24 protein-coding genes are annotated in these 22,779 nt (G+C 74.0%); 16 read left to right on the top strand and 8 right to left on the bottom strand.

Annotation, left to right across the window (positions count from 1 at the left end):
• The first annotated feature begins 19 nt into the window (after positions 1 to 19).
• The 8 genes from V5P93_RS20260 to V5P93_RS20225 all read left to right on the top strand — a co-directional run bounded on the left by V5P93_RS20260 (position 20) and on the right by V5P93_RS20225 (position 6,504).
• The gene (locus V5P93_RS20260) at positions 20 to 1,813 is read left to right on the top strand and encodes a bifunctional diguanylate cyclase/phosphodiesterase (RefSeq protein WP_245931744.1); all 1,794 of its coding nucleotides are present in this window, start codon (positions 20 to 22) and stop codon (positions 1,811 to 1,813) included.
• 121 nt (positions 1,814 to 1,934) lie between these two features.
• A complete protein-coding gene (locus V5P93_RS20255) occupies positions 1,935 to 2,303 on the top strand; it encodes a YciI family protein (protein ID WP_104483100.1) in 369 nt (122 codons plus the stop codon).
• Positions 2,304 to 2,320: 17 nt separating this feature from the next.
• A complete protein-coding gene (locus V5P93_RS20250; RefSeq protein ID WP_104483131.1) occupies positions 2,321 to 3,520 on the top strand; it encodes a DUF6596 domain-containing protein in 1,200 nt (399 codons plus the stop codon).
• 45 nt (positions 3,521 to 3,565) lie between these two features.
• Positions 3,566 to 4,207, top strand: coding sequence for a DJ-1/PfpI family protein (locus tag V5P93_RS20245; protein WP_104483099.1), 642 nt, complete (start codon positions 3,566 to 3,568; stop codon positions 4,205 to 4,207).
• Entirely contained in the window at positions 4,204 to 4,653 is a 450-nt protein-coding gene (locus tag V5P93_RS20240; protein WP_245931742.1) for a MarR family winged helix-turn-helix transcriptional regulator, read from the top strand. The genes V5P93_RS20245 and V5P93_RS20240 overlap by 4 nt, the downstream gene beginning before the upstream one ends.
• A gap of 27 nt (positions 4,654 to 4,680) precedes the next feature.
• Complete coding sequence (locus tag V5P93_RS20235; protein ID WP_104483098.1) at positions 4,681 to 5,466, top strand: putative protein N(5)-glutamine methyltransferase; 786 nt, start codon at positions 4,681 to 4,683, stop codon at positions 5,464 to 5,466.
• Between the two features lie 114 nt (positions 5,467 to 5,580).
• The gene (locus V5P93_RS20230; RefSeq protein ID WP_146108374.1) at positions 5,581 to 6,099 is read left to right on the top strand and encodes a hypothetical protein; all 519 of its coding nucleotides are present in this window, start codon (positions 5,581 to 5,583) and stop codon (positions 6,097 to 6,099) included.
• Between the two features lie 96 nt (positions 6,100 to 6,195).
• The gene (locus tag V5P93_RS20225; RefSeq protein WP_104483096.1) at positions 6,196 to 6,504 is read left to right on the top strand and encodes a co-chaperone GroES; all 309 of its coding nucleotides are present in this window, start codon (positions 6,196 to 6,198) and stop codon (positions 6,502 to 6,504) included.
• Positions 6,505 to 6,561: 57 nt separating this feature from the next.
• On the opposite strand, the gene V5P93_RS20220 is transcribed toward V5P93_RS20225, so the two are convergent.
• A complete protein-coding gene (locus tag V5P93_RS20220; RefSeq protein WP_245931741.1) occupies positions 6,562 to 7,137 on the bottom strand; it encodes a YbhB/YbcL family Raf kinase inhibitor-like protein in 576 nt (191 codons plus the stop codon).
• 292 nt (positions 7,138 to 7,429) lie between these two features.
• Here V5P93_RS20220 and V5P93_RS20215 point away from each other — a divergent pair, with 292 nt between their 5' ends.
• Positions 7,430 to 8,953 carry a hypothetical protein gene (locus tag V5P93_RS20215; RefSeq protein WP_374065052.1) on the top strand — a complete coding sequence of 508 codons (1,524 nt, stop codon included), beginning with the start codon at positions 7,430 to 7,432 and terminating at the stop codon, positions 8,951 to 8,953.
• Positions 8,954 to 9,014: 61 nt separating this feature from the next.
• On the opposite strand, the gene V5P93_RS20210 is transcribed toward V5P93_RS20215, so the two are convergent.
• A complete protein-coding gene (locus tag V5P93_RS20210; protein WP_181043914.1) occupies positions 9,015 to 9,182 on the bottom strand; it encodes a hypothetical protein in 168 nt (55 codons plus the stop codon).
• A gap of 513 nt (positions 9,183 to 9,695) precedes the next feature.
• On the opposite strand from V5P93_RS20210, the gene V5P93_RS20205 reads away from it, so the two are divergent.
• Positions 9,696 to 10,913: a tyrosine-type recombinase/integrase gene (locus tag V5P93_RS20205; RefSeq protein ID WP_181043913.1), complete on the top strand. Its 1,218-nt coding sequence runs from the start codon at positions 9,696 to 9,698 to the stop codon at positions 10,911 to 10,913.
• Positions 10,914 to 11,083: 170 nt separating this feature from the next.
• Here the strand turns inward: V5P93_RS20205 and V5P93_RS20200 are convergent, their stop codons facing one another.
• From V5P93_RS20200 to V5P93_RS20185, 4 genes are all read right to left on the bottom strand, one after another.
• Positions 11,084 to 11,227: a hypothetical protein gene (locus V5P93_RS20200; protein WP_181043912.1), complete on the bottom strand. Its 144-nt coding sequence runs from the start codon at positions 11,225 to 11,227 to the stop codon at positions 11,084 to 11,086.
• A 66-nt stretch (positions 11,228 to 11,293) separates the two neighbouring features.
• Positions 11,294 to 12,196: an aminoglycoside phosphotransferase family protein gene (locus V5P93_RS20195; protein WP_104483094.1), complete on the bottom strand. Its 903-nt coding sequence runs from the start codon at positions 12,194 to 12,196 to the stop codon at positions 11,294 to 11,296.
• 176 nt (positions 12,197 to 12,372) lie between these two features.
• The gene (locus V5P93_RS20190) at positions 12,373 to 13,101 is read right to left on the bottom strand and encodes a TetR/AcrR family transcriptional regulator (RefSeq protein ID WP_104483093.1); all 729 of its coding nucleotides are present in this window, start codon (positions 13,099 to 13,101) and stop codon (positions 12,373 to 12,375) included.
• Between the two features lie 9 nt (positions 13,102 to 13,110).
• Positions 13,111 to 14,439 carry an alpha/beta fold hydrolase gene (locus V5P93_RS20185; protein WP_181043911.1) on the bottom strand — a complete coding sequence of 443 codons (1,329 nt, stop codon included), beginning with the start codon at positions 14,437 to 14,439 and terminating at the stop codon, positions 13,111 to 13,113.
• A 309-nt stretch (positions 14,440 to 14,748) separates the two neighbouring features.
• Here V5P93_RS20185 and V5P93_RS20180 point away from each other — a divergent pair, with 309 nt between their 5' ends.
• From V5P93_RS20180 to V5P93_RS20165, 4 genes are all read left to right on the top strand, one after another.
• Positions 14,749 to 15,099: a YciI family protein gene (locus V5P93_RS20180; RefSeq protein WP_104483091.1), complete on the top strand. Its 351-nt coding sequence runs from the start codon at positions 14,749 to 14,751 to the stop codon at positions 15,097 to 15,099.
• Positions 15,100 to 15,114: 15 nt separating this feature from the next.
• A complete protein-coding gene (locus V5P93_RS20175) occupies positions 15,115 to 16,368 on the top strand; it encodes an RNA polymerase sigma factor (protein ID WP_374065051.1) in 1,254 nt (417 codons plus the stop codon).
• Positions 16,359 to 17,000 carry a maleylpyruvate isomerase family mycothiol-dependent enzyme gene (locus V5P93_RS20170; RefSeq protein WP_342752329.1) on the top strand — a complete coding sequence of 214 codons (642 nt, stop codon included), beginning with the start codon at positions 16,359 to 16,361 and terminating at the stop codon, positions 16,998 to 17,000. Before V5P93_RS20175 ends, V5P93_RS20170 begins: the two co-directional genes overlap by 10 nt.
• A 118-nt stretch (positions 17,001 to 17,118) precedes the next feature.
• Positions 17,119 to 19,227: an NACHT domain-containing NTPase gene (locus tag V5P93_RS20165; RefSeq protein WP_146108372.1), complete on the top strand. Its 2,109-nt coding sequence runs from the start codon at positions 17,119 to 17,121 to the stop codon at positions 19,225 to 19,227.
• A gap of 45 nt (positions 19,228 to 19,272) precedes the next feature.
• Here V5P93_RS20165 and V5P93_RS20160 read toward each other — a convergent pair whose 3' ends face one another.
• A complete protein-coding gene (locus V5P93_RS20160; protein WP_104483088.1) occupies positions 19,273 to 19,821 on the bottom strand; it encodes a flavodoxin family protein in 549 nt (182 codons plus the stop codon).
• Between the two features lie 120 nt (positions 19,822 to 19,941).
• Here V5P93_RS20160 and V5P93_RS20155 point away from each other — a divergent pair, with 120 nt between their 5' ends.
• Positions 19,942 to 20,346: a MarR family winged helix-turn-helix transcriptional regulator gene (locus V5P93_RS20155; protein WP_245931740.1), complete on the top strand. Its 405-nt coding sequence runs from the start codon at positions 19,942 to 19,944 to the stop codon at positions 20,344 to 20,346.
• Here V5P93_RS20155 and V5P93_RS20150 read toward each other — a convergent pair.
• Complete coding sequence (locus V5P93_RS20150) at positions 20,343 to 20,900, bottom strand: TetR/AcrR family transcriptional regulator (RefSeq protein WP_245931739.1); 558 nt, start codon at positions 20,898 to 20,900, stop codon at positions 20,343 to 20,345. The genes V5P93_RS20155 and V5P93_RS20150 overlap by 4 nt on opposite strands.
• A 79-nt stretch (positions 20,901 to 20,979) precedes the next feature.
• Between V5P93_RS20150 and V5P93_RS20145 the strand changes: the two genes are divergently transcribed.
• Positions 20,980 to 22,764, top strand: a complete 1,785-nt coding sequence (locus tag V5P93_RS20145) for an ABC transporter ATP-binding protein (protein WP_104483085.1) — start codon at positions 20,980 to 20,982, stop codon at positions 22,762 to 22,764.
• Positions 22,765 to 22,779 lie beyond the last annotated feature (15 nt).

The raw sequence follows: 22,779 nt of genomic DNA, 5'->3' as shown, positions 1-22,779 counted from the left end.
TCTCCGACAAGATCGGGTGATGGGACAGTTCTTGCGGCGGGCGGTGCCGGAGAAGGACGGTGCCGGCGGGCGTGGGTCGACAGGGACGGCGGCGGGTATGCGGCAGGCGGCGGAGCAGCGGACCGAGCTGGTGGAGGTGCTGTCGGCGACGGACACGGCGTTCGCGTTGACCGATGTCCGCGGGCACGTGCGCTGGTGCAACCCGGCGATGGCGGAGTTGTTGGGGTTGGCGCCGCAGCGGTGCGCGGGTCGGTCGTTGACGGCGTTGTTGGCGGGCGCGCCGGATGGGCCGGGCGAGGCGGACGTGGTGGTGTCGTTGCCGCTGGCGGACGGGTCGGGGCACCGGTGGGTGGAGATCCGTTGCACGCCGGCGCCGCGTGGGCAGTTGCTGTACCGGGTGGTTGACGTGTCGCGGTGGCGGGAGCGGGAGCTGGCCGAGGCGGGGTTGGGGGAGCGGCAGGACGAGTTGCTGCGGATGGTGGACGAGGACCCGTTGACGGGGTTGCCGAACCGGCGGGCGTTGACGCGGGAGTTGGAGCGGCAGTTGGCGTCGGGGGCGCGGGGGGCGTTCCTGCTGTTGGACCTGGACCACTTCAAGGACATCAACGACCTGCACGGTCATCCGACGGGGGATCGGGTGATGTGCGCGTTGGCGTCGTTGTTGCGGGATCGGATCGGTCATGGGCGGATCCTGGGGCGGTTGTCGGGGGACGAGTTCGCGGCGGTGTTGCCCGACACGGATGAGCGGGCGGCGGTGGCGGCGGCGGACCGGTTGCGGACGGCGATCGCGGCGATCCCGATGAGCGGGGTGGCGGGGGCGAGTCGGATCACGGTGAGTGTCGGGATCGCGACGTTCGACTCGGGGGTGAGCTGGCAGGAGGTGCTGGCGAACGCGGACATGGCGTTGTACGCGTCGAAGTCGGGTGGCCGCAACCGGGTGACGGTGTATGAGCAGGGGCATTACAAGGACACCGAGTTACGGGTGACGGTGATCGAGCGGGTGCGGGCGGCGTTGAAGGACGGCGGGTTCGCGTTGCACGCGATGCCGATGGTGAAGTTGGGCAGTGGTCGGGTCATCGGGCACGAGTTGCTGTTGCGGTTGGAGGACGGGCGGGAGCCGCGGTTGGGGCCGGGGGAGTTCCTGTTGGCGGCGGAGCGCAGCGACCTGGTGTTCGAGATCGACCGGTGGGTGGCGGACAAGGCGATCGAGACGTTGGTGGAGCACCCGTACCCGGGGTTGCGGTTCAACGTGAACGTGTCGGGTCGGACGTTGGAGGACGAGGACTTCGGCGGGTTCGTGCTGGACCGGTTGACGGCGGCGGGGGTGGCGCCGGGCCGGTTGGGGTTCGAGATCACCGAGACGGCGGCGGTGACGAACCTGGACGCGGCGCGGAGTCTGGCGCAGCAGCTGCGGGCCAGTGGTTGCCGGATCACGTTGGACGACTTCGGGTCGGGGTTCGGGTCGTTCGTGCACCTCAAGCAGTTGCCGATCACGGGGTTGAAGATCGACGGGGAGTTCATCCACGGGATCGATTACGGCAGTCGGGACACGGTGTTGGTGCAGGGCATCGTGGACATCGCGCGGGGTCTGGGGTTGTCGGTGGTGGCGGAGTGGGTGGAGCGGGCGACGCAGGTGGAGGCGTTGTCGCGGTTGGGGGTGCGGGTCGCGCAGGGGTTCCACCTGGGTGAGCCGGAGCCGTTGGAGGCGTTGTTGAGCAGGCCGCACGGGGTGTGGATGCGGCGTCCGACGGTGTTCGACGGTCCCGGCGGTGCCGCCGGTGCCTCTGGTTCCGGGGCGGCGACGTCGGTCTAGTCCGGCCCGGGCGGGTTCGGGGGCGGAGAATCCGGGCGGGGATGTCGAGGTGGTGTCCCCGGCTCCGTCATGGGGCCGTGCACACCCCGACCGGGGGTGGCCGAGCAAGGGGAGACCCGCCGTGAAGTACCTGCTGCTGATGCAGATCAACAACGCTGTGCTGGACGCGCTGACCGAGGCCGAGCGGGAGGTGGTGATGTCCGGGCACCAGGAGTTCATCCGGGCCATCACCGAGTCCGGGGAGATGATCTCCACCAACGCGCTCGGCGACCACTCCGCGACCGTGACCGTGGCGGGGCGCGGTGGTGAGCAGGTGGTGACCGATGGGCCGTTCGTGGAGGCGAAGGAGTACCTGGGCGGCTACTACCTGGTGGACGTGGAGAGCGGTGAGCGGGCGGTGGAGTTGGCCAGGATGATCCCGGACTCGCGGATCGACGGGTTGGCGGTGGAGGTGCGGCCGGTGATGTTCTCGGCGGGCCCGGACGTGTGAGCACGCCCGCGGTGGGCATCGGGGACCTGCTGCGCGGGTGCGCGCCGCGGGTCCTCGGTGTGCTCGTGCGCCACCACGGGCATTTCGACGCGTGCGAGGACGCCGTGCAGGAGGCGTTGTTGGCGGCGGCGACGCGGTGGCCGGTGGACGGGGTGCCGGACAACCCGACGGGCTGGTTGGTGACCGCGGCGGGCAGGCGGTTGACCGACCACTGGCGGTCGGAGAACGCGCGGCGGCGCCGCGAGGACGTGGTGGCCGCGCAGGCGCAGCTGCTGGTGCCGGGCGCGGACAGCGACCGGCCCGGTGACGTGGACGACACGCTGGACCTGCTGTTCCTGTGCTGCCACCCGGACTTGGCGGCGCCGTCGCGGGTCGCGTTGACGTTGCGGGCGGTGGGCGGGTTGACCACCGGCGAGATCGCGGCGGCGTTCCTGGTGCCGGAGGCGACGATGGCGCAGCGGATCAGCCGGGCGAAGGCGCGGTTGCGGGGCGCGGCGTTCCCCCGGGACGTGGACCCGGGGCGGGTGTCGGCGGTGCTGCGGGTGCTGTACCTGATCTTCACCGAGGGGCACACGGTGTCGGCGGGGCCGGAGTTGAACCGGCCGGACCTGACGGCGGAGGCGATCCGGTTGGCGCGGGCGGTGCGGGCGCGGCGGCCGGGTGACGGTGAGGTGGCGGGTCTGTTGGCGTTGATGCTGCTGGCCGACGCGCGCCGCGACACCCGCACGGGCCCGGGTGGGGTGTTGGTGCCGTTGGCGGAGCAGGACCGGTCGCGGTGGGACCGGGCGGCGATCGCGGAGGGGGTGGCGCTGGTGGAGGAGACGGTGTCGCGGGCGCCGCTGGGCCCGTACCAGGTGCAGTCGGCGATCGCGGCGATCCACGCGGAGGCGGCGGGGGACGCGGATACGGACTGGGCGCAGATCCTGGTGTTGTACGGGATCCTGGCGCGGATCGCGCCGAACCCGATGGTGTCGCTCAACCGGGCGGTGGCGGTGGCGAAGGTCGCGGGGCCGCGCGCGGGGTTGGCGGAGGTGGCGGCGTTGGCGGGGGACCGGCGGGTGGCCGGGCACCACCGGGTGGCGGCGGTGCGGGCGCACCTGCTGGAGCTGGCGGGTGACCTGGGGGAGGCGGTGGTGGAGTACCGGCGGGCGGCGCGGTTGACGTTGAGCGTGGCGGAGCGGCGGTACCTGGAGGCCAAGGCCGACCGGATCGGGTGACCCACCAGAATTGACAGCATGTTGTCGTAATGACAGGATATTGTCATGACGAACGAGAGCGTGAACACCGTCCACCTGGCCGTCTACGACATGCTGTCCGACTGGGAGACCGGGCACGCCACCGCCACCCTGCGCCACGGCATGGGGCAGCGGCGCCCCGGCAGCTTCACCGTCCGCACCGTCGGGCTCGACACCGAGCCCGTGACCACCATGGGTGGCGTGCGGATCGTGCCCGACCTGACCCTGGCCGAGCTGAGCCCCGCCGACAGCGCCATGCTGATCCTGCCCGGCTCCACCGGCTGGGACACCGGCGACGACCGCCACCCGCACTTCGCCCGCGCCGCCCGCACCTTCCTCGACGCGGGCGTGCCCGTCGCCGCCATCTGCGGCGCCACCGCAGGCCTGGCCCGCGAGGGACTGCTCGACGACCGCGACCACACCAGCGCCGCCGCCGAGTACCTCGCCTACACCGGCTACGCGGGCACCGGCCGCTACCGCGAGGCCGACGCCGTCACCGACCGCGACCTCATCACCGCGGGCCCCACCGACCCCGTCGCGTTCGCCCGCGAGATCCTCGCCCGCCTCGACGTCTACCGCCCCGAGGCCCTCGACGCCTGGTTCCGCCTCTACGCCCACAGCGACGCCGCCGCGTTCGCCGTCCTCGCCGGACAAGGCGCCGACGCGTGAGCGGCCCGTTACTGTCGCGGACCGCGCTGGCGGTGTTCCGGGCGCACGGCAGGCTGCTGGAGCTCTCCGAGGACATGGCCCGCCCCGTCGGGCTCACCGCCGCCCGCTGGCAGGTCCTCGGCGCCGTCCTGCGCGACCCGCTGCCCGTCTCCGGCGTGGCCCGCGCCATGGGCATGACCCGCCAAGGGGTGCAGCGCATCGCCGACCTGCTCGTCGAGCAGGGACTGGCCGCCTACCGGCCGAACCCGGCGCACCGGCGGGCCAAGCTGCTGGTCGCGACCGAGGCCGGGGTGGACGCGGTGCAGCGCGTCACCCCGGCCCACCGGGCCCTGGCCGCCGACCTCGCCGACCGGCTCGGCGACGAGCGGTTCGCCGAGATCGCCGCCGCCGTGGAGCGCCTCGCCGAGGCCCTCGACACCCTCGACACCACCACCCCGGCAGACTGAGCCCTCCCCAGCCGAGGAGTCCCACCCGTGCCGCCCCCGCCCCACCGGACCACACCCCCCGCCGACACCGTCGCCCGCCTGCGCGCCGCCGGGTGCGTCTTCGCCGAGGACGAGGCCGCCCTGCTCGTCGACGCCGCCCGCGACCCCGCCCACCTCGCGGACCTGGTGGCGCGCCGCGTCGCCGGGCTGCCCCTGGAACACCTGCTCGGCTGGGCCGGGTTCGCCGGACTCCGCGTCCAGGTCGACCCCGGGGTGTTCGTGCCGCGGCGGCGCACCGAGTTCCTCGCCGAGCACGCCGCCGCCCTCGCCGCGCCCGGCGCCGTCGTGGTCGACCTGTGCTGCGGGTGCGGCGCCGTCGCCGCCGCCGTGCGCGCCCGCGTCCCCGGCGTCGACCTGCACGCCGCCGACCTCGACCCGCGCGCGGTCGACTGCGCCCGCCGCAACCTGCCCGGCGCGGCCGTCCACCGCGGCGACCTGCTCGCCGCGCTGCCCGCCGAGCTGCGGGGGCGGGTGTCGGTGCTGGTCGCGAACGTGCCGTACGTGCCCACCGCCGCCATCGACCTCATGCCGCCCGAGGCCCGCGCGCACGAACCGCACACCGCCCTCGACGGCGGCGCCGACGGCCTCGACCTCCACCGCCGCCTCGCCGCCGAGGGCGCGCCGTGGCTGGCCCCCGGCGGGCACCTGCTCACCGAGACCAGCGCCGAACAGGCCCCCACCGCCGTCGCCGTTCTCGCCGCCGCCGGGCTCGACGCCCGCGCCGAACACGACCCCGACCGCGACGCCACCATCGTCCTGGGTCGCGCCCCCTGACCCGGTCTCGATCGGGTGGCTACCGGCCGGTGCGGGCCTAGGGCGCGCCGCGGCGGTGTAAGCCCGGGTCGGAGCGCCGCCGCAAGGGGACGGCGCCCGTCCGAGGAGGTCGCGGTGCGGAAGTGGACAGTGGCGAAGTGGACAGCGGTGGCGTGCGCGCTCGTGGCCGCCATCGGGATCGTCGGACCGGCCTCGGCCGCGCCCGCCGAACGCAAACTCACCGGCGTGTGGACCCTGCGCGTCCCCAACGGACCCGGCCTGCTCGACCGGGACGGCTCCGTCGGCCTCGGCGACCCCGCCGCCGCCACCCGCTGGCGGTTCGTGCAGACCGGTGCCCGCGGCGACTACCTCATCCGCACCGACGAGACCCTGCGCGGCTGGACCCTGCCCGAGGCCGGCCCCGGGGCGGCCGTGCGGGTCGGGCCGCTGAACCTGCTGCCCACCGATCCCCGGACACTGCGCTGGACCGTGCACCTCAGCGGCTCCGCGGCCGCCGCCGTCATCTCGGTGACCATCAACTCCGCGGTCAACGGCTGGCCCGTCGTCCCCGGCGGCGACTACGACCCCCACCTCGTCGTCGTCCCCGAGACGTTCGCGCCCGTCACCTATCTCGCCACCAAGGTGTCCAACTAGGACCCTTTTCACCCGAAAGGCGGGTCCCGCTTGTGGGTGGGGGCACGCGCTGTTTCGCTGCTGGGAAAGTCCACGCGGTGATCGGGAGGTCGGCATATGGTGCAGACGTCGTGGCTGAGCGCGGTGACCAAGCTCAAGCCCAGTGAGGACGGCATCGCCGTGGTGAAGGCGGAACCCCCGGGAGGGGTCTCGCTGCCCACGCAGCGCGCCGGCACGCTGTCGGCGGGAGTGGTCGCGGCGATCGGACCGGGCAAGCGGCTCGCGTCCGGGGAGACCCGGCCGATCCACCTGAAGGTCGGCGACACCGTCGTGTTCGACGTGGCCGCAGGCACCGGGGTCGACATCAACGGCGGCGAGGTCATCATGCTGCACGAGACCGACGTGCTGGAGGTCAGGCCCACCTGAGCGAAGGCCGGTCCGTCGGCGCCGCCCGGCCGGGGGCGGCGCCCGGACCCGGTCCGGCTAGGACTCGCCGGTGATGCGGGCCGAGCCGATCGACGCGGCCGTGATGGCCCGCGCCGCCGTCTGCGTCGAGGAGTTCTGCGACAGGTTCGTCAACGTCGCCTTGTTCAGGGCGTGCACCACGAACTCGTAGGTGTTCACCGTCGACGGTGAACACGGCCCCTGGTAGCCGTAGAGGCTGGCGCTGCCCCGGTAGTACACCTGCCGCGACCCCGCCGGTGTCGGCGGCTGGTAGGAGTGCGCCACGTTCTGCGGCAACGACGTCGACCCCACCGGGATGTCGTAGATGACCCAGTGGATCAGGTTGTTGTTGTCCAGGTCCCGCATGACGATCGCGTAGCTCTTCGCCCCCGCCGGGGCACCCGCCCACGACAGCGGCGGGGACTCGTTGCGCTTGGCGGGGTCGTTGCCGCCGCCGCTGGTGCACTCGTGCACCTTGGGGATCAGACCGCCGTTGGTGAACGCGGCGCTGGAGACGCTGAAAGCGCTCCCCTGTCCCGCCGACGACACCGCGGGCGAGACCGCCACCGCCCCGACGACGAGCACGGCGGCCAACACGGTTGTGGTGCTTCTCACTGGGGGTCTCCCGAGGATTCCTGTGGTCCTGTGGTCCTTTCCGTGACGCGACTGTGATCTGGCGCCGGACCCAGCGTAGGCGCTCACCCATCCGGCGGCGGCCCGTCCTTTTCACCACTTTTGTCACCGAACGATCCCCGTCGCGACGCCCCCGGCGCGTCGTCTCCCCACCGGTTTCCCACCCTCGCCCCTCCTTGCCTACAGAAGCACACTTCTGTAGGCAAGGACTCTGATCCGCCCCTGGTTGAAGAGGTTGGTTGTCAGTAACTATGATGAATCCATAGTTACTTGTATGAATGGTGGGTTGGTTGTGGTGGATGTGGCCGGTGGGGACGTCGTGGAACGCCGAACGGCGGCGCCGGGGGAGGAACCGGGCTGCCTGTGCTGCGGCACACCGCTACCCGAACGCGGCACCGCCCGCGGTGGACCGCGACTGCGGTACTGCCCCGAAGGACAAGGCCGCTGGGACGGCGACGCGTTCTCCTGCAAACGCCACGGCGCCGCCGTCGTCGCCTACCGGTCCGCGCGCGGCGACGACGACCCGCACGACCCCCTCGCCGTCCTGGACCGCGAACTGACCCGACTGCGATCGACACTGACCCCGGCGTTGACCGCGCTCACCGACACCGCCGCCGCCGTCGCCGGACAACAAGAGTTGGTGCGCCGCGAAACCGTCCGCGTCGCCGAGGCCGAAGCCCACGCCGAACACGCCCACCGCGCCACCGCCGCCGCCACCCAGGCCCGCGACCAGGCCCAGGCCGCCGCGGCGGCCGACCGCGCCGCGGCCGCCGCCGCCGTCGCCGACCGCGACCAGGCCCGCGACGACGCCACCCGCGCCCGCGCGGCCGCCACCGCCGCGACCACCCAGGCCGCCACCGCCGAACAGGCCCGCCAGGACGCGGTCACCGCCGCGGGCGACGCCGTCAAAACCCGCGAAGCCGCCCAGGCGCGCGTCGCGGCGCTCACCGACACCGTCGCCGCCCTCACCGCCGACCGCGACGGCGACCGCACCGCCCTGGAAAACCTGCGCACCCGCCTCGCCGCCTGCCAAGCCGAGGAACGCGCCGCGCGCGGCATCGCCACCGAACTCGCCCACCGCCTGGAACAGGCCACCGCCGACCGCGACCGCGCCACAGCCGACCACGCGCGGCTGGTCGCCGAGTCCGCCGCGGGCCAGGCCCGCCTCGACACCCTCACCGCCGCCGTCACCGACCGCGACACCGCGCTCGCCGCGGCGCGTGAGGACCTCACCGCCGCCACCGTCCACAACCGGGTCCTGCGCCACCTCGCCCACGCCGTGCCCGTCGACGCGCCACACCACCCCGCCGTGCGGCACCTGCTGGCCACCCTCACCGACACCGGCACCGACCTGCTCGCCGACCTGGCCACCACCATCGCCACCGCGCCCGCCGGTACCCGGCCCGTCGACGCCGTCCTGGCCCGCCTTCGCGCCCCCGACACCGCCCGCGCCGACATCGAACAAACCCTGACCGAACCCGGCGGCGCCGACACCCGCGCCCGCCGGACACTGACCGGCCTCGCCGCGACCGGCCGCCTACCGGCCGTCCCCCTCACCGACCACGACCCCAACACCCCACCCGCCGCCCACACCGTGACCATCCACGTCCACGGCGGCACCCCCGACACCCGCCGCCACCTCGCCGTCGAGGCCACCCGCGTCGCACCGGACCGCGTCACCACCGCCCCCGACGGCACCGAGCTGCGGATCGACACCCCCACCGCCCCGGTCCTGACCTACCTCGCCGACCTGGCCGCCCACCTCGGCCTCACCGCCACCATCGGAACCACCCCATGACCCCGCCCACCGCGCTCGGCGGACAACCACGGCGACCCCGAGCAGGGCTCCACGGCACCCACTACAGGTCGCTCACCCCCGGAACCACAGTCGACACGGTGGCGCGCCCGACACCCGCCGCCTCGCCGTCGAAGCCACCCGCGCCGCACGGGACCACGCCGCCACCGAGCCGCGACCGCCACGGGCCGCGCAGCGCCCGTTCCCAGTGCCTGGACCGCGCGCGCCCCACTTCCGATCCCGGCCCGGTCACCGCGACCGGCGCCGTTGCGGGCTCAGTCAGACCTGTCAGCGCCGATCCCCGGTGCCGCGACCGCGCACGACCTACCTCTGCCGCCGGAAACGCGGCCGACACGGCGCGCCCGACCGATCACCCCGCCCACGACAGCCATCGGCCACACACCGCCGGTCCCCGGTGCCGTGGCCGACGCGGCCTCGTCCGAGGCGGTCACCACCGCGTCGGCGCGTCGAGTGCGCTCGACCCACGCCAGTCCCCGGCCCGGCCGATCGCCCCGGCCGCCGCCACGGTGCTGTGCTCCTTCCACTCGGCCGTGTTCGCCCGGCACGCGTCGGCCGCATACCCGGTTCGCGACCTCGGTGGCGAACCGCTCCGCGAACCCGCCGCCGCGGGCCCGGTCGGCGCTGAGCCCCGACACCGGGACCGCGCGCGCCCCGCCTCTGGCCCCGGCCCGGTCGGTGCCGATCGAGTGCCGGGCCGCGCGGCACGGGTGTCCGGAGGTGTGCGGTGACCGCCGAGAACACCGGCGGCGACACCACGCCCGCTGTGTTCGCCGGTGCCGTGGCCGAGCTGTCCGTGTGGCCGGGTGTGGCCGACCCGCCCGTGCTGCTGGCCGCCGTCACCGACTGGCTGGCCGGGTACGGCAGCACCGCCACCCGCCACACCTACGCCGGGCAGGCCCTGGGTCTGCCGACCAACCCCGTCGACATCGAACGGTGGGCCTGCGTCGACCGCGCCCCCGCCGGGTGGGCCGCCGCCGTGACCCGGTACGGCAGCGTCATGCGCCTGCCCGCCCGCCCCACCACCGGGCCGACACCACCGCCTGCCCCGCCCGGGCGGTTGCGGCACCTGCACTGGCTGCGGTGGTGCGCCGCCCACGACCTCGACCCCCGGCTGGCCCGCGCCTCCCACGTCAAAACCTGGCTGGCCGACCTCGACACCGCCGGCGCCGCCCCCAGCACCCGCGACAAGATGCTCGGCGCCGTCCGCGCCCTCTACGACCACCTGGTCGCCGACGACCACGCCGAGGCCAACCCCGCCGCCATCAACCGCGCGCGCCTGGGCCTCACCGCGAACCGCAAAGGCGCCACCCGCACCATCACCCTCGCCCACGCCGAGGTCGCCGCCCTCTATCACTTCGCCGGGCGGCTGCCGCGCCAACGGGAACTCGACCGCCTCCGGGCGCGGGCCGTCGTGGCGCTGTTCACCGCCGGGATCCGGGTGAGCGAACTCTGCGACCTCGACCGCGCCGACCTGCACCACAACCGCGGTGTCCGGGCGCTGCGGGTGCACGGCAAAGGCGCCAAGGACCGCATCGTCTACCTGGCCGACCCCGTGGCCGCCGCGATCGACGACTACCTGCGCGCCCTCGACACCGGCACCGCCCCGGCCACCCGCGCCCAACGCCCCACCCTGGGCACCCCGTTGCTGCTCAACCGCAACGGCCGCCGCTGCACTCGCCAGGCCATCTGGGAACTGCTGCGCCGCATCGCCGCCGCCATCGACCCCGACGGCACCGGCCTGGCAGGCACCCTGCACCCCCACGCCCTGCGCCACTACTACGTCACCACCGCCATCGCCGACGGCGCCGACATCACCGACGTGGCCACCGACGTCGGCCACACCAACACCGACACCACCCGCCACGTCTACAACTCCGCCGCCCCCGACCCGGCCAGGTCCTCCGCCCACCGCGTCGCCCGCCACGTCTTCGGCCCCGACTGACCGCCCCACCGGACCACGCCGGAGTCCGCACCGGGCGGGCGAACGCCCCGCCGGTGGCCAACGCCGCCCGCCCGCGAGGATTTCGTGCGGGAAGCGGCCGTGGCTCACCCCGTTGGAGATCACTCGCGAACCACTCGGTCGTCACCCGCGCCACATCGACGGGCGACGGGTCACGAGGACCCGACACCGGCACGCTGCCGACACCGGTCCAGCAGCAGCCCGGCGGCCACCAGCGGCGCCGGGCGACGCGGGTCGGCGGTGTCGGTGGACTCCCCGCGCTCGCGGATCGAGCCGACGACATCTCCCAGAACCACCTGCCTGCCCGAGCCCCGACACCAGCGGAGGCCCCGGCGGCGGACTCGCCGAGGCGCGAGTGGGGCTCAGCGGGCCAGCATCGCCCGCGCCACGATGATCTGGCCCGGGGCCAACGCGGTCCGCCCGTCCTCGATGTCCCACAGCGAGTTCTGCAGCACCCGCCCCAACGTCCACCCGGCGGCCCGGGACCGGTCCAGGTCGAGCGCGTCGGTGAGCAGGTCGAACCGGCGGTCCACCGTGCGGGTCGGGGCGCCCGCGGCGACGACGGCGTCCCATTCGCTGTCCAGGGCGGGCATCAGGTCGAACCCCGGGTCGCCCGCGAGCGGCTCGGGGTCGATCGCCAGCCACGGTTCCCGTTCCCCGGCCAGGACGTTGCCGTAGTGCAGGTCCCAGTGCAGCAGTCGGTCTCCCGGTTCGTCGACGAGGTCGGTGACCGCGTCCGCGCAGGAGCGCAGCAGGCGCCGCTCGTCCGGGTCGGCCAGGGACCGCAGCGCGGCGGGGACCTCGTCGAGCATGGCCGTCGCGATGTCGGCCAGCCCGCGCAGCCCGGCGGGCGCGGGCACCGCCGTCAACCCGCGCATCAGCTCGGCGAGAACGCCCATGGCGGTGTCGTCGTCACCGACGTCGGCCAGGCTGCGGGAGCCGTCCAAGCGCTCCAGCAGCATCGTCGTACTCGCCGGGTCGTGGTCGATGAGCCGCACGATCCCGGCGCCGTCCCAGGCCCGCAGCCCCACGACGGCGGCCCTCGACTCGTCCCGGGGCGGCTGGAACTTCAGCACCGCGCGTCCCCCGTCGGTGGCGCGCACCGGTAGCACGAGCGACGCCTCGCCGGAGCCGGGGACGCCGTCGGGGACGAGGTCCCACCGCGCCAGTGACTCCTCGACCAGCGTGGGGAGAGCCGCGATCCAGGCCCGGCCCGCCTCGCCCTCGCGCCGGTACGACGCGAGCAGCACCTCGGGAAGCAACATGGCGCGGAACCCTTCGTCGGCGCAAACACCCACCCTACTCAGGGGTGGTGTCACGCCGGTCGGCCTCGCCGGCACCAGCCGGAAAGCCGGTGGTTGTCTCGGACCAGCGGCGCTGCCCGCTGTGGGGCAGGCGCCTGCCGCTCGGGGCGTCGAGGAGCGGACCGGCCGGGCGGCGGTCACGACCTGGCCGACCGCGTGCCTGCGGCCACCCCGGTGTCGGCCTGGTCCATTCCGGACTTCCGCATCCTGTTCTCGAAGCCGTCGAGCATGCACTGCACCGTGAGCGCGTACTGGGCATCCGGGTCGTGCCCACCGTCGAGCGCCTTGCTCAGGTTGGGGTAGCGCCGCATCAGCGCGGCGATGTCCTCCGCGCGGGGTGCCGCTCCGCCGACCGGGTGCGCGGCCTCGTTGAGCACTTGGCCGATCGTGTAGGTGCGCAGTGAGCTGATGATCACGAGCAGGTCGTGCTCGGTGAACCCGGAACCGCTGAGCAGTCCGATCACCCGATCGCCGAACTCCATCATCGCCGGGGCGTGGGCGGGCCGGGTCGCGAGGACGGGCAGCACGTTGGGATGGCGGCGCAGCACATCACGCAACCGCCGCAGGTGTGCTGTGAGGTGATCGCGCCACGTCCCGGTCCGGAGTTCGAGGTCGTCTTCGGCCAGGAACTCGCTGAAGACGGCCTCGACGACACCATCGAACAAGGCGGCCTTGTTGGGCAGGTGGTGGTACACGGCCATCGGGTTCACGCCCAGTTCCGTGGCCAGTTTCCGCATCGAGAGCCCGTCGACACCGTCCCGGTCCAGGACGGCGAGGGCGGTGGCGACGATGTAGTCGCGAGTCAGCGCGCGGCGGACCGGTCGACCTTCGGGGTCGGTGTCGACAGGTCTGGTCCTCCGCGCCATGCCGCGAGCTTAGTGTCGGCGCACGTCGTGCAGCGTGTCGCGTAGCTTCGCGGTCCAGGCGACCGGCACGTCGAAGTACGACAGGTGGTGGCCGGGGAACACCACGAGCGGTGCGCCGATCTTCCCGGCGAGGATCCCGGCGGGCGGTCCGTAGTACCGCCTGGTGGCGAGGGTGGTCGCGCCGACCGCCATCACCACGGGTATCCCACTGGATTTCAACCGTTCGACGTTGGGCGCGTACCGCACGAAGTGCGCCATCTCGTGCTCGGCGAAGAACCGCTGGTTGTTCGCGGTCCGCGCGGTGAAGTCCGCCGGGATCTCGCGGTACGCGGCCACCGGGATGCCGACCGACAGGGAGAACAGCGCCATTCCCGTACCGGCGCCGAGACGGCGGATGGTGTCGAACATGGCGAGCGACTTGGTGTCCGGTTCGACGGTGAGCAGTGGCGGTTCGTGGGCGATGACCGCGGTCGCGGCCGCAGGTGTGCTCGTGGCCATTTCCAGGGCGATGATGGCGCCACCGCTGTTGCCGAAGATCGCCGCCGATTCGTGCCCGGCGGCACGCAGCACCGCGACCGCGTCACGAGCCTGCTGAGCGATGCTGAAGTCCGTCACGTTCCGGGTGCTGCGGGAGTTGCCGCGCCGGTCGTAGGTGATGACCTGGAACTCGTCGGCCAGCAACGCCGCCGGATAGGTGTAGAAGCCGGCGTCCCCCTGACCGCCGGAGATCATCAGCAGCGGCGGACCGCAACCGCGGACCTCGTAGTACAGGGTGTCCCCTTCGGAGGTGACGTGTCCGGTCCGGACCGGGACCTGTTCGGCCTTGGCGCGGGCGGCTGCCGAGTCCTCGGCGTCGTACCCGGTGACGGTGCTGGTTTTGATGGCCGCGACAGCGGAGGACGCCGCCAGCGCCAGGGTCGCGCCGATCCCGACGGCGATCCGCGCGACCCGACCACGGCCTCGGAGCGGCAAGATCACCGCGAGTACCACGACTGCGGGGACCAGGGCGAATGCCAGCACTCCAAACGTCACCCGCTCGTGCGGCACGACAGCGAAGTAGGCGTTCACCACCGCCGCGACGGCCGCGACCACGGCGGGCCACGGGTCGACCGGTGACCCGCGGATCACCCGGGGCAGCGTCCACGCCCCGACGACGGCGGCGGGCAGCACGGTCAGGACGACGTGCAGCCACAGTTTGTCCTGGTCGAGGAACCAGCCGAGATCACCCAGCGCCTCGATCAGGAACACGACGTCCACGGCGAGTGCCGCCACCAACAGCCACGGGCGCGGCCGGATCCCGGCGAGTAACCACAGCAGTGGCGACAACACCAGTGTCACGCCGTCCAATCCGACCATCGCGAACCCCCCTGGCTATACGACGTATACCTACGCTACATCGTATAGCCGGTCGACAGTCGCGTTCCGCGGCGGCGGCCGGGCGAGGGTGCGGTTCTGCCCGGTGAGGCGACGGCGAGACGCCGCTGGTGGCCGTGGCCGTGGCCGACGTGGCGCAACCGCAGGTGTCGGCCTGCGAAGAGGCCGGGTGCGAAAATCCCCCGGCCGGGGTGTCCTTGGGCGGGGTGCCCGTTCGTAGTGATGTCGTGCGGCGAGCGCGCCGCGCGGGAATCGGACAGAGGAGCCACGGACGTGAAGTACATGCTGCTGATCAACGCCGGTGCCGTCGACGTCGAGGGCGGCGCGGTGGGGTGCGCGCCCGAGGACTGGATGGCCTACGACAAGCAGGTCCACGACGCCGGGGTGTTCGTGTCGGGCGAGTCGATGGCCGACCTGGTCACCGCCGCGGTGGTGCGGGTCGCCGACGACGGGCGCCGCACGGTCACCGACGGCCCGTTCGCCGAGGCGCGGGAGGTGCTGGGCGGGTTCTACGTCATCGACGTGCCCGACCTGGACGTGGCGCTGGAGTGGGCGGCCCGCTGCCCGGGTGCCCGCGGCGGCGGGTCGGTGGTGGTGCGCCCGATCGCCGACTTCGGCGCCTGAGCGCCGGTGGTGGACGTGGCGCGGGACGCGGTGGCGGCGGTGTTCCGGGAGGAGCACGGCAGGCTGCTGGCGGCCCTGGTGCGCCGCTTCGGTGACCTCGACTTGGCCGAGGAGGCCGCCGCCGAGGCGGTGGCGGCCGCGGTGGCGCACTGGCCGGTGCGCGGTGTGCCGCCGAACCCGGGCGCGTGGCTGATGACCACCGCGCGGCGTCGGGCGGTCGACCGGTTGCGCCGTGACCAGGCGCTGGCGACGCGGCTGGCGGTGCTGCGGGTGGAGGCCGAGCGAGCCGAGCACGCGCCCCCGGCGGACCTGGCCGATGCCGGGGGCGGGGTGCCCGACGAGCGGCTGCGGCTGTTCTTCACCTGCGCGCACCCCGCGCTGCCCGCGGAGGACCGGCTGGTGTTGACGCTGCGGTGCCTCGCGGGCCTGACCACCGCCGAGGTGGCGCGGGCGCTGCTGGTGCCGGAGGCGACGATGGCCAAGCGGATCACCCGCGCCAAGGCGCGGATCCGGACGGCGCGGATCCCGTTCCGGGTGCCCGGCGCGGACGAGTTGCCCCAGCGGCTCCCGGGGGTGCTGCTGGTGTTGTACTCGATTTTCACCGAGGGCTACGGGGCGCGCCGCGACGACGTGGCCGACGAGGCGGTGCGGCTGGCCGGGATCCTGCGCCGGCTGCTGCCGGAGCGGGAGGTGACCGGGCTGCTGGCGCTGATGCTGCTCACCCACGCCCGGCGCGCCGCCCGCACGGGCGCCGACGGGGCGCCGGTGCTGCTCGACGCGCAGGACCGGTCCCGGTGGGACCGGGCGATGATCGCCGAGGGCGCCGCGCTGGTGCCCGAGGCGTTGGCCGGGCCGGTGGGCCCGTACGGGGTGCAGGCCGCGATCGCCGCGCTGCACGCCGAGGCGCCGACGTTCGCCGACACCGACTGGACGCAGATCGTGGCGCTCTACGACGTGCTGGCCGCGATCGACCCGTCGCCGGTGGTGGCGGTCAACCGGGCGGTGGCGGTGGCGATGCGCGACGGCCCGACGGCGGGGCTGGTGCTGTTCGACCGGTTGTCGAAGGAGCCGCGGCTGCGCGGCTACCACCCGTACCTGGCCGCGCGGGCGGACCTGTTGGCGCGGGTGGGGCGGTTCCCGGAGGCGGCGGTGGCCTACCGGGCGGCGTTGGCCGCGGCGGGGTCGGAGCCCGAGCGGGCGTTGGTGCGCGGCCGGTTGGCCGAGCTGGAGCTGGAATCGGAGTCGGGGGAGGCGGGGACGTGGACGTGATCGGGCGGGACGAGGTGTCGGCGTGGACGGAGGCGGAGCGGCTCGGGGTGGTGGAGCTGCTTGCGGACCTCGACGACGCCGAGTGGCGGGCGGGGTCGCTGTGCGCGGGGTGGACGGTGTGGGACGTGGCCGCGCACCTGGCGCTGTCGACGCGCACGTCGGTGTGGGGGATGTTCGGCGGGATGCTGCGCTACCGGGGCGACTTCGACCGGATGGTCGACGAGCAGGCCCGGGCCCGCGCGGCCCGGTACGGCCCGACCGAGCTGGTGGGCCAGCTGCGGGACACGGCCGGGTCGGCGCGCCGCAACCCGCTGGCCGCGCCGCTGGACCCGTTGGCCGACGTGCTGGTGCACGTGGAGGACATCATCCGCCCGCTGGGCCGGCCGCGGCCGCGGCCGGTGCCGCCGGAGCGGGTGGCAGCGGCGCTGGGGCACCTGGTGGCGGCCCGGTTCTGGGGTGTGGCCAAGCGGCTCGGGGGCGCGGTGCTGGTGGCCACCGACCACGACTGGCGCGGCGGCGACGGCCCGGACGAGGTGCGGGGCCCGCTGGTGGACCTGCTGCTGATCGCCACCGGCCGCCCGGCCGGGTTGGCGGGTGTCACCGGCCCCGGGGTCGGCAGGCTCGCGTTGTGACGGGCCGTGGGGGAGTGGCCGCCGGGCCGCGTCCCCACCCCTGATCTCACCCGATCGTGGGCACCGACCGTGACGGATCGGCTCCGTCGGGTCAGGGTGATCAATTAGAGTGCCGGGCATGCGGCGATGGCCCCAGGTGCTCGCAGGCGCGGTTGTGCTCGCCCTGCTCGTCCTGTTCGCGGTGCTGCTGCTTCCCGACGGCGGCCTCGACCGCAGCGACAAGGTCGCCAGCGTCCTCGGCCTGGGCGTCGCCGTCCTGACCCTGCTCGTCACCTTGTTCCCCAAGCCGGGGCGCGCCGCCGGGACGCCCGACGACCTCGGCGCGGTCGTCGACGGTGTCGCGCGGGCGGTCCGCGACCAGTGGGAGTCCGAGGAGCAGATCCGGCGGGTGCACGACCCGTTCCCGCTGCCCTACCGGTGGACCGCGGCCGACGAGGCGATCACCGACCACTGGCAGGCCGTCAACGCCGCCCCGGACGACGACACCCCGCCGGAGCTGGCCGGGCAGGGCGACCACGTCGTCGACCTGTTCCGCGCGATCCCGTCCGGGCGGCTGGTGGTGCTCGGCGAGGCGGGCGCGGGCAAGACCGTGCTCGCCTCGCGGTTCGTGCTGACCCTGCTGGGCGAGCGCGCGCCCGGCGCGGCGGTCCCGGTGGTGTTCTCCCTGAGCTCGTGGGACCCCGACCGCGTGGGGTCGCTGTCGGACTGGCTGGTGGCGGAGTTGACGTCGAACTACCCGAGCCTGGGCGCGGTCGACGGCGCGGGCGACACCGTCGCGGCGCGGCTGCTGGCCGCGCGGCTGGTCCTGCCGGTGCTCGACGGGTTCGACGAGGTCCCCGACGGGCTGCGCGGCACCGTGCTGGCGCGGATCAACCAGGGGCTGCGGCCCGACACCCGGTTCCTGCTGACCAGCAGGCCCGAGGAGTACCGGTCGGCGGTGACCTCGACCGGTGTGCTCACCGCCGCGGCGGTCGTGCGGTTGGCGCCGTTGACCGCCGACGACCTCGACCGGTACCTGCCGCTGACCATCCGCACGGTCAACGGCTCCCGGGAGAAGTGGCGGCCGCTGCTGGCGCGGACCCGGGAACCCGACGCGGGCGGCGCGCTGCGCGAGGTCCTGTCGACGCCGCTGATGGTGGCGCTGGCCCGTGCGGTGTTCAGCGACACCGACGCCGACCCCGAGCGGCTCGCCGCCCGGGGCGACTCCGCCGCCGCCATCGAGGACCGCCTGCTCGCCGGGTTCGTGCCCGCCGTGTACGCCGACTCCGACGCCGGGTCCGCGCACCGCAGGCTCGTGTTCCTCGCCGAGCACACCGTGCGCCTCGGCACCCCGGACATCGCCTGGTGGCGGCTGGTGCAGGCCGTGCCCCGCGCGGTGGTGGGCGTGGTGGGGTTCCTGGTGATCGCGTCGGCCGTGTGGTTCGGGATGGGCTTCCCCGGCTGGGTCGGGCACTGGCCCGCGGGCTCCGGGCAGGGCGGCTGGCAGGTGGCGACGGTGCTCGCCGGTGCCGTGTGCGGCGCGGTCGGGGGCGCGGTGGTGGGGCAGGGGCGCGGGATCCGCCCGGAGCCCGCCCGCATGCGGCTGCGGCTGCGCGGCAGGCTCGCCCAGATCACCGCCCGGCTCCGCCGGGGCCTGCGGAGCTGGCGGACCATGGTGTACCTGGCGGTGTGGGTCGTCGGCGGGACCCTGTTCGGGCTCATGGCGTCGATCGGCCGCGACCAGGGCGCCATCCTCGTCGGTGTCGCCGCCGGCCTGTTCGCGGGGGCGGGGACGTGGCTGGTGGTGTCGTTCATCAGCGGCCTGGGCACCCCGATCGAGCCGACCGACACCACCAGCCCCCTCGACCTGCTGCGGATCGACCGCCGCACCGCCCTGCGCCAGGGTGTCGCCGTGGGTGTCGTCGGGTCGGCGGTGTTCTGGCTGACGCTCTACCTCGGCGTCGAACCCGCCTTCGGCGTGCCGTTCGAGGTCGTCTTCGCCGACGGCCTGTGGCTGCCGGGCATCGCGATCACCGCGACGGCGGGGGTGGCGATGTGGATGATGTTCGCCACGGTGTGGGGGGCCTGGCTCATCGCCCGCGTGTGGTTGGCGCTGACCGGCGCGCTGCCCTGGGCCACCATGGCGTTCCTGCACGACGCCTACCGCCGCGGTGTCCTGCGGCAGGTGGGCGGTGTCTACCAGTTCCGCCACGCGCGGCTGCGCGAATACCTCGCCCGGCCCCGGTGACCCGAGGCGTGGGGGAGCGGCCCCACGCCTCGGGACCCCCAGTGGTTACACGCGGGCGGGGAGGAAGAAGGTCTCGGCGCGGGTGAGCGCCTCGGTGTCGTTGCGGATGTCGCCGGGTTTGCTGCCGTTGCCCAGCAGCACCCCGGCCCACCGCATGCGCAGGTACTCGGCGCTGCGGCGCAGCATGCCCTCCAGCGCCTCCGCCTGGGAGGTGTCCTCGGCCAGCGCGGTGACGCCCCACAGCGTCTTCGGTGCCATGCGGGCCTTGAAGTCGGCCTCCCGCACGCGCAGCCAGTTGGACCAGTAGTCCAGGTAGGCCTTGGTGCTGTTGGACACGGTGTACCAGTACAGGGGGCTGGCGATGACGATGTCGGTGGCGGCCAGGGTCGCGTCCAGCAGCAGCTTCTCGTTGCCGGTCGGTGGCGGCAGCGGGTTGTCGTGGCGGGTGTCGGCGAAGGTGGGCAGGGGGTGGTCGCCCAGCCACAGCCACTGCCGCTCGACGTCGGCGGGCAGCGCGCGGGCGGCGTGCCGGGCGAGCTGCTCGGTGTTGCCGTCGCGGCGGGAACTGCCGAGCACGAACAGGAACCGACTCATCGGTGGGGATCCTCCCGGGTGAACGACACGGTCTCCATGTATATGCATCTAATGCATGTACACACAGATGTTGTACGGGCGGGTATCTTGTGTCAAGGCCCGCCCGAGGAGTTGGATGCCGTGACGTCGTCGTGGGACCGGCTGGTCACCCTGCACAGCCGCGTCGAACAGGCGCTGTGCCGCGCCCTCGGCCCGCACACCCTGGGCCTCTCGGAGTACCGCGCGCTGGCCCGACTGGCCGACTCGCCCACCGGTGAGCTGCGCATGCAGAACCTCGCCGAGGCCATCGGCCTCAACCAGAGCTCGGTCAGCCGCCTGGTCGCGCGCCTGGAGCAGTCCGGCCTCAGCGAGCGCACGCTGTGCGAGGAGGACCGGCGCGGCATCTACACCACGATCACCGACTACGGCCGCGAACGCCACCGCGCCGCGCAGCCCGACTACGAGTCCGCCCTCGCCGACGCCCTCGACCGCGCCGCCCGCGACCCCGACCTCGCCGCCCTGGTCGCCGCGCTGAGGCCGGACTAGGGCGCGAGGAGTTTGCGCAGCGTGTAGAGGCAGGCGTCGAGGGCCTCGTGCCGCGAGAGGCAGGCGGTCCGCGTGTGGTGCCAGCCGGAGTACATCGTCGACCACAGCACGCTGTGCAGCCACCGCGGCTCCAGGCGGGGGTCGACGGTGCCGTCGCCGTGACCGCGCAGGATCGCCTCGTGCAGGGCGATCTCGGCGGGCCCGCAGTCGTCCCAGGTGTAGGTCTGCGGGTCGTTGAACACCAGCAGCAGCACCGGGCCCAGCTCGAAGTACTCGCGGCAGAGCCGGTCGACGGCCGCCGCCGCCGGGCCGCGGGCCAGGTCCGCGCGGGCGGCGGCCTCGGTGACGAGCTCGTCGGCCAGCACGCCGATGGCCGCGACCAGGTCCGCGCGCTCGGGGAAGTAGCGGTGCACGGTGGTGCGCCCCACGCCCGCGGCGGCGGCGATGTCGGCCAGCGACGCGGCCGGGTCGGCGGTGAGCGCGGTGATGGCCGCGTCCAGGATCGCCCGGCGCGTGCGGGCCCGGGTGCCGCTCTCGACCGGTTCGGTGTCCACCGGGCCAGCGTAGACGGGGACCGCTCCGGAACGGAATGCCGGTTGACCGTAGTGGAACATCGATGTTCCACTAGCGGGCATGGCTGCTCCAACAAATGCGGATGAACCGGGACGAACGGTCCGCTTCCCCCGGTTACGGGTCCTGTGGTCCTTCGCCGTCCCGCACCGCCGCACCCTCCTCGCCGCCCTGCTCATGGCGCTCGCGGCGTCCGCGCTGAACCTCGCGATGCCCATGGCCACCAAGTGGGTCCTCGACGCGCTCGCCGCCGCCGACCCGCTCGCCGGCCCCCTGCTGCTGATGGTCGGGCTGATGCTGGTCGGCGCCTGCATGTGGGTCGGGCAGTGGGTGCTGCTCGGCCGACTCGGCGAACGGGTCGTCCTCGACGCGCGCGAGGGCATGGTGCGCCGGTTCCTGCGCGCCACCGTCCCGGCGATCACCGCCCGCGCACCCGGCGAACTGGTCACCCGCGTCACCTCCGACACCGTCCTGCTGCGGGAGGCCGCCACCTCCTGCGCCGTCGGCCTGGTCAACGGCGCGGTCATGCTCGTCGGCACCCTGGTCCTCATGGGCGTGCTCGACCCGCTGCTGCTGGGCACCACCGTCATCGCCATCGCGGTCGTCGCGGTCCTGTTCGGGCTGCTCATGCCCGCCATCGCCGTGGCCAAGCAGAGGGCGCAGGACCACGTCGGCGCCCTCGGCGGCGTCCTGGAGGGCGCGCTGCGCGCCGTGCGCACGGTCAAGTCCAGCCGCGCCGAGGACCGCCAGGCCGACGCCGTGCTCACCGACGCCCGCGCCGCCGCCGACCTGGGCATCCGCGTCGTGCGCCGCGAGGCGGGCGCGTGGGCCATCGCCTGGACCGGCGTCGAGATCGCGATCATCGCCATCCTCGGCCTCGGCGCCTGGCGCGTCGCCCAAGGCGAACTCGAGGTCTCCGCGCTCATCGCGTTCCTGCTCTACGCGTTCGGGCTGATGGACCCGGTCACCACCCTGAGCCAGAACGTCACCGCACTGCAGAACGGCATCGCCGCCGCCGCCCGCATCCGCGAGGTGCAAGCCCTGCCCCTGGAAACCGGCCCCAGCACCCCGAACACCACCCCCGCCGACACCACCGGCCCGATCCTGCGGCTGCGCGGGGTCACCGCCGCCTACGGGCCCGACGCCGAACCCGCCGTCCGCGACATCGACCTCGACATCCCCCGCGTCGGCCACACCGCCGTCGTCGGACCCTCCGGCGCGGGCAAGACCACCCTGTTCTCCCTGATCCTGCGGTTCCTCGAACCCCAACAGGGCGCCCTCACCGTCGACGGCGTCGCCTACCGCGACCTCACCCACGCCGACATCCGCGCCCACCTGGCCTACGTCGAACAGGAAACCCCCGTCGTGCCCGGCACGATCCGCGACAACCTGCTGTTCACCCACCCCCACGCCACCGACGCCGACCTCGCCCGTGTGCTCGCCGCGGTCCGCCTCGACACCCTCGCCGACGGGCTCGACGCGGGCCTGGACACGCCGCTGTCGGCGACCTCGGTGTCCGGCGGCCAACGCCAGCGCATCGCCATGGCCCGCGCCGTGCTCGGCGACCCCGCCGTGCTGCTGCTCGACGAGGCCACCGCCCAGGTCGACGGCCTCACCGAGGCCGCGCTGCACCAGGTGATCCGCGACCACGCCCGCCGCGCCGCCGTGGTCACCATCGCCCACCGGCTCTCCACCGTCGTCGACGCCGACACCATCGTCGTCCTGCAGGACGGCCGCATCCGCGCCCGCGGCACCCACACCGAACTGCTCGCCTCGGACGCGCTGTACCGGGACCTGGTGGAATCCCTTCGCATCCCCGACGCCGCGCCCGTAGGGTCGAGCACATGACCCAGTGACCCCGCG

Origin of the sequence: Actinokineospora auranticolor, from assembly GCF_041897805.1 — a bacterium.
Classification (GTDB): domain Bacteria; phylum Actinomycetota; class Actinomycetes; order Mycobacteriales; family Pseudonocardiaceae; genus Actinokineospora; species Actinokineospora auranticolor.
This window is presented reverse-complemented; position numbering and strand designations above follow the sequence as displayed.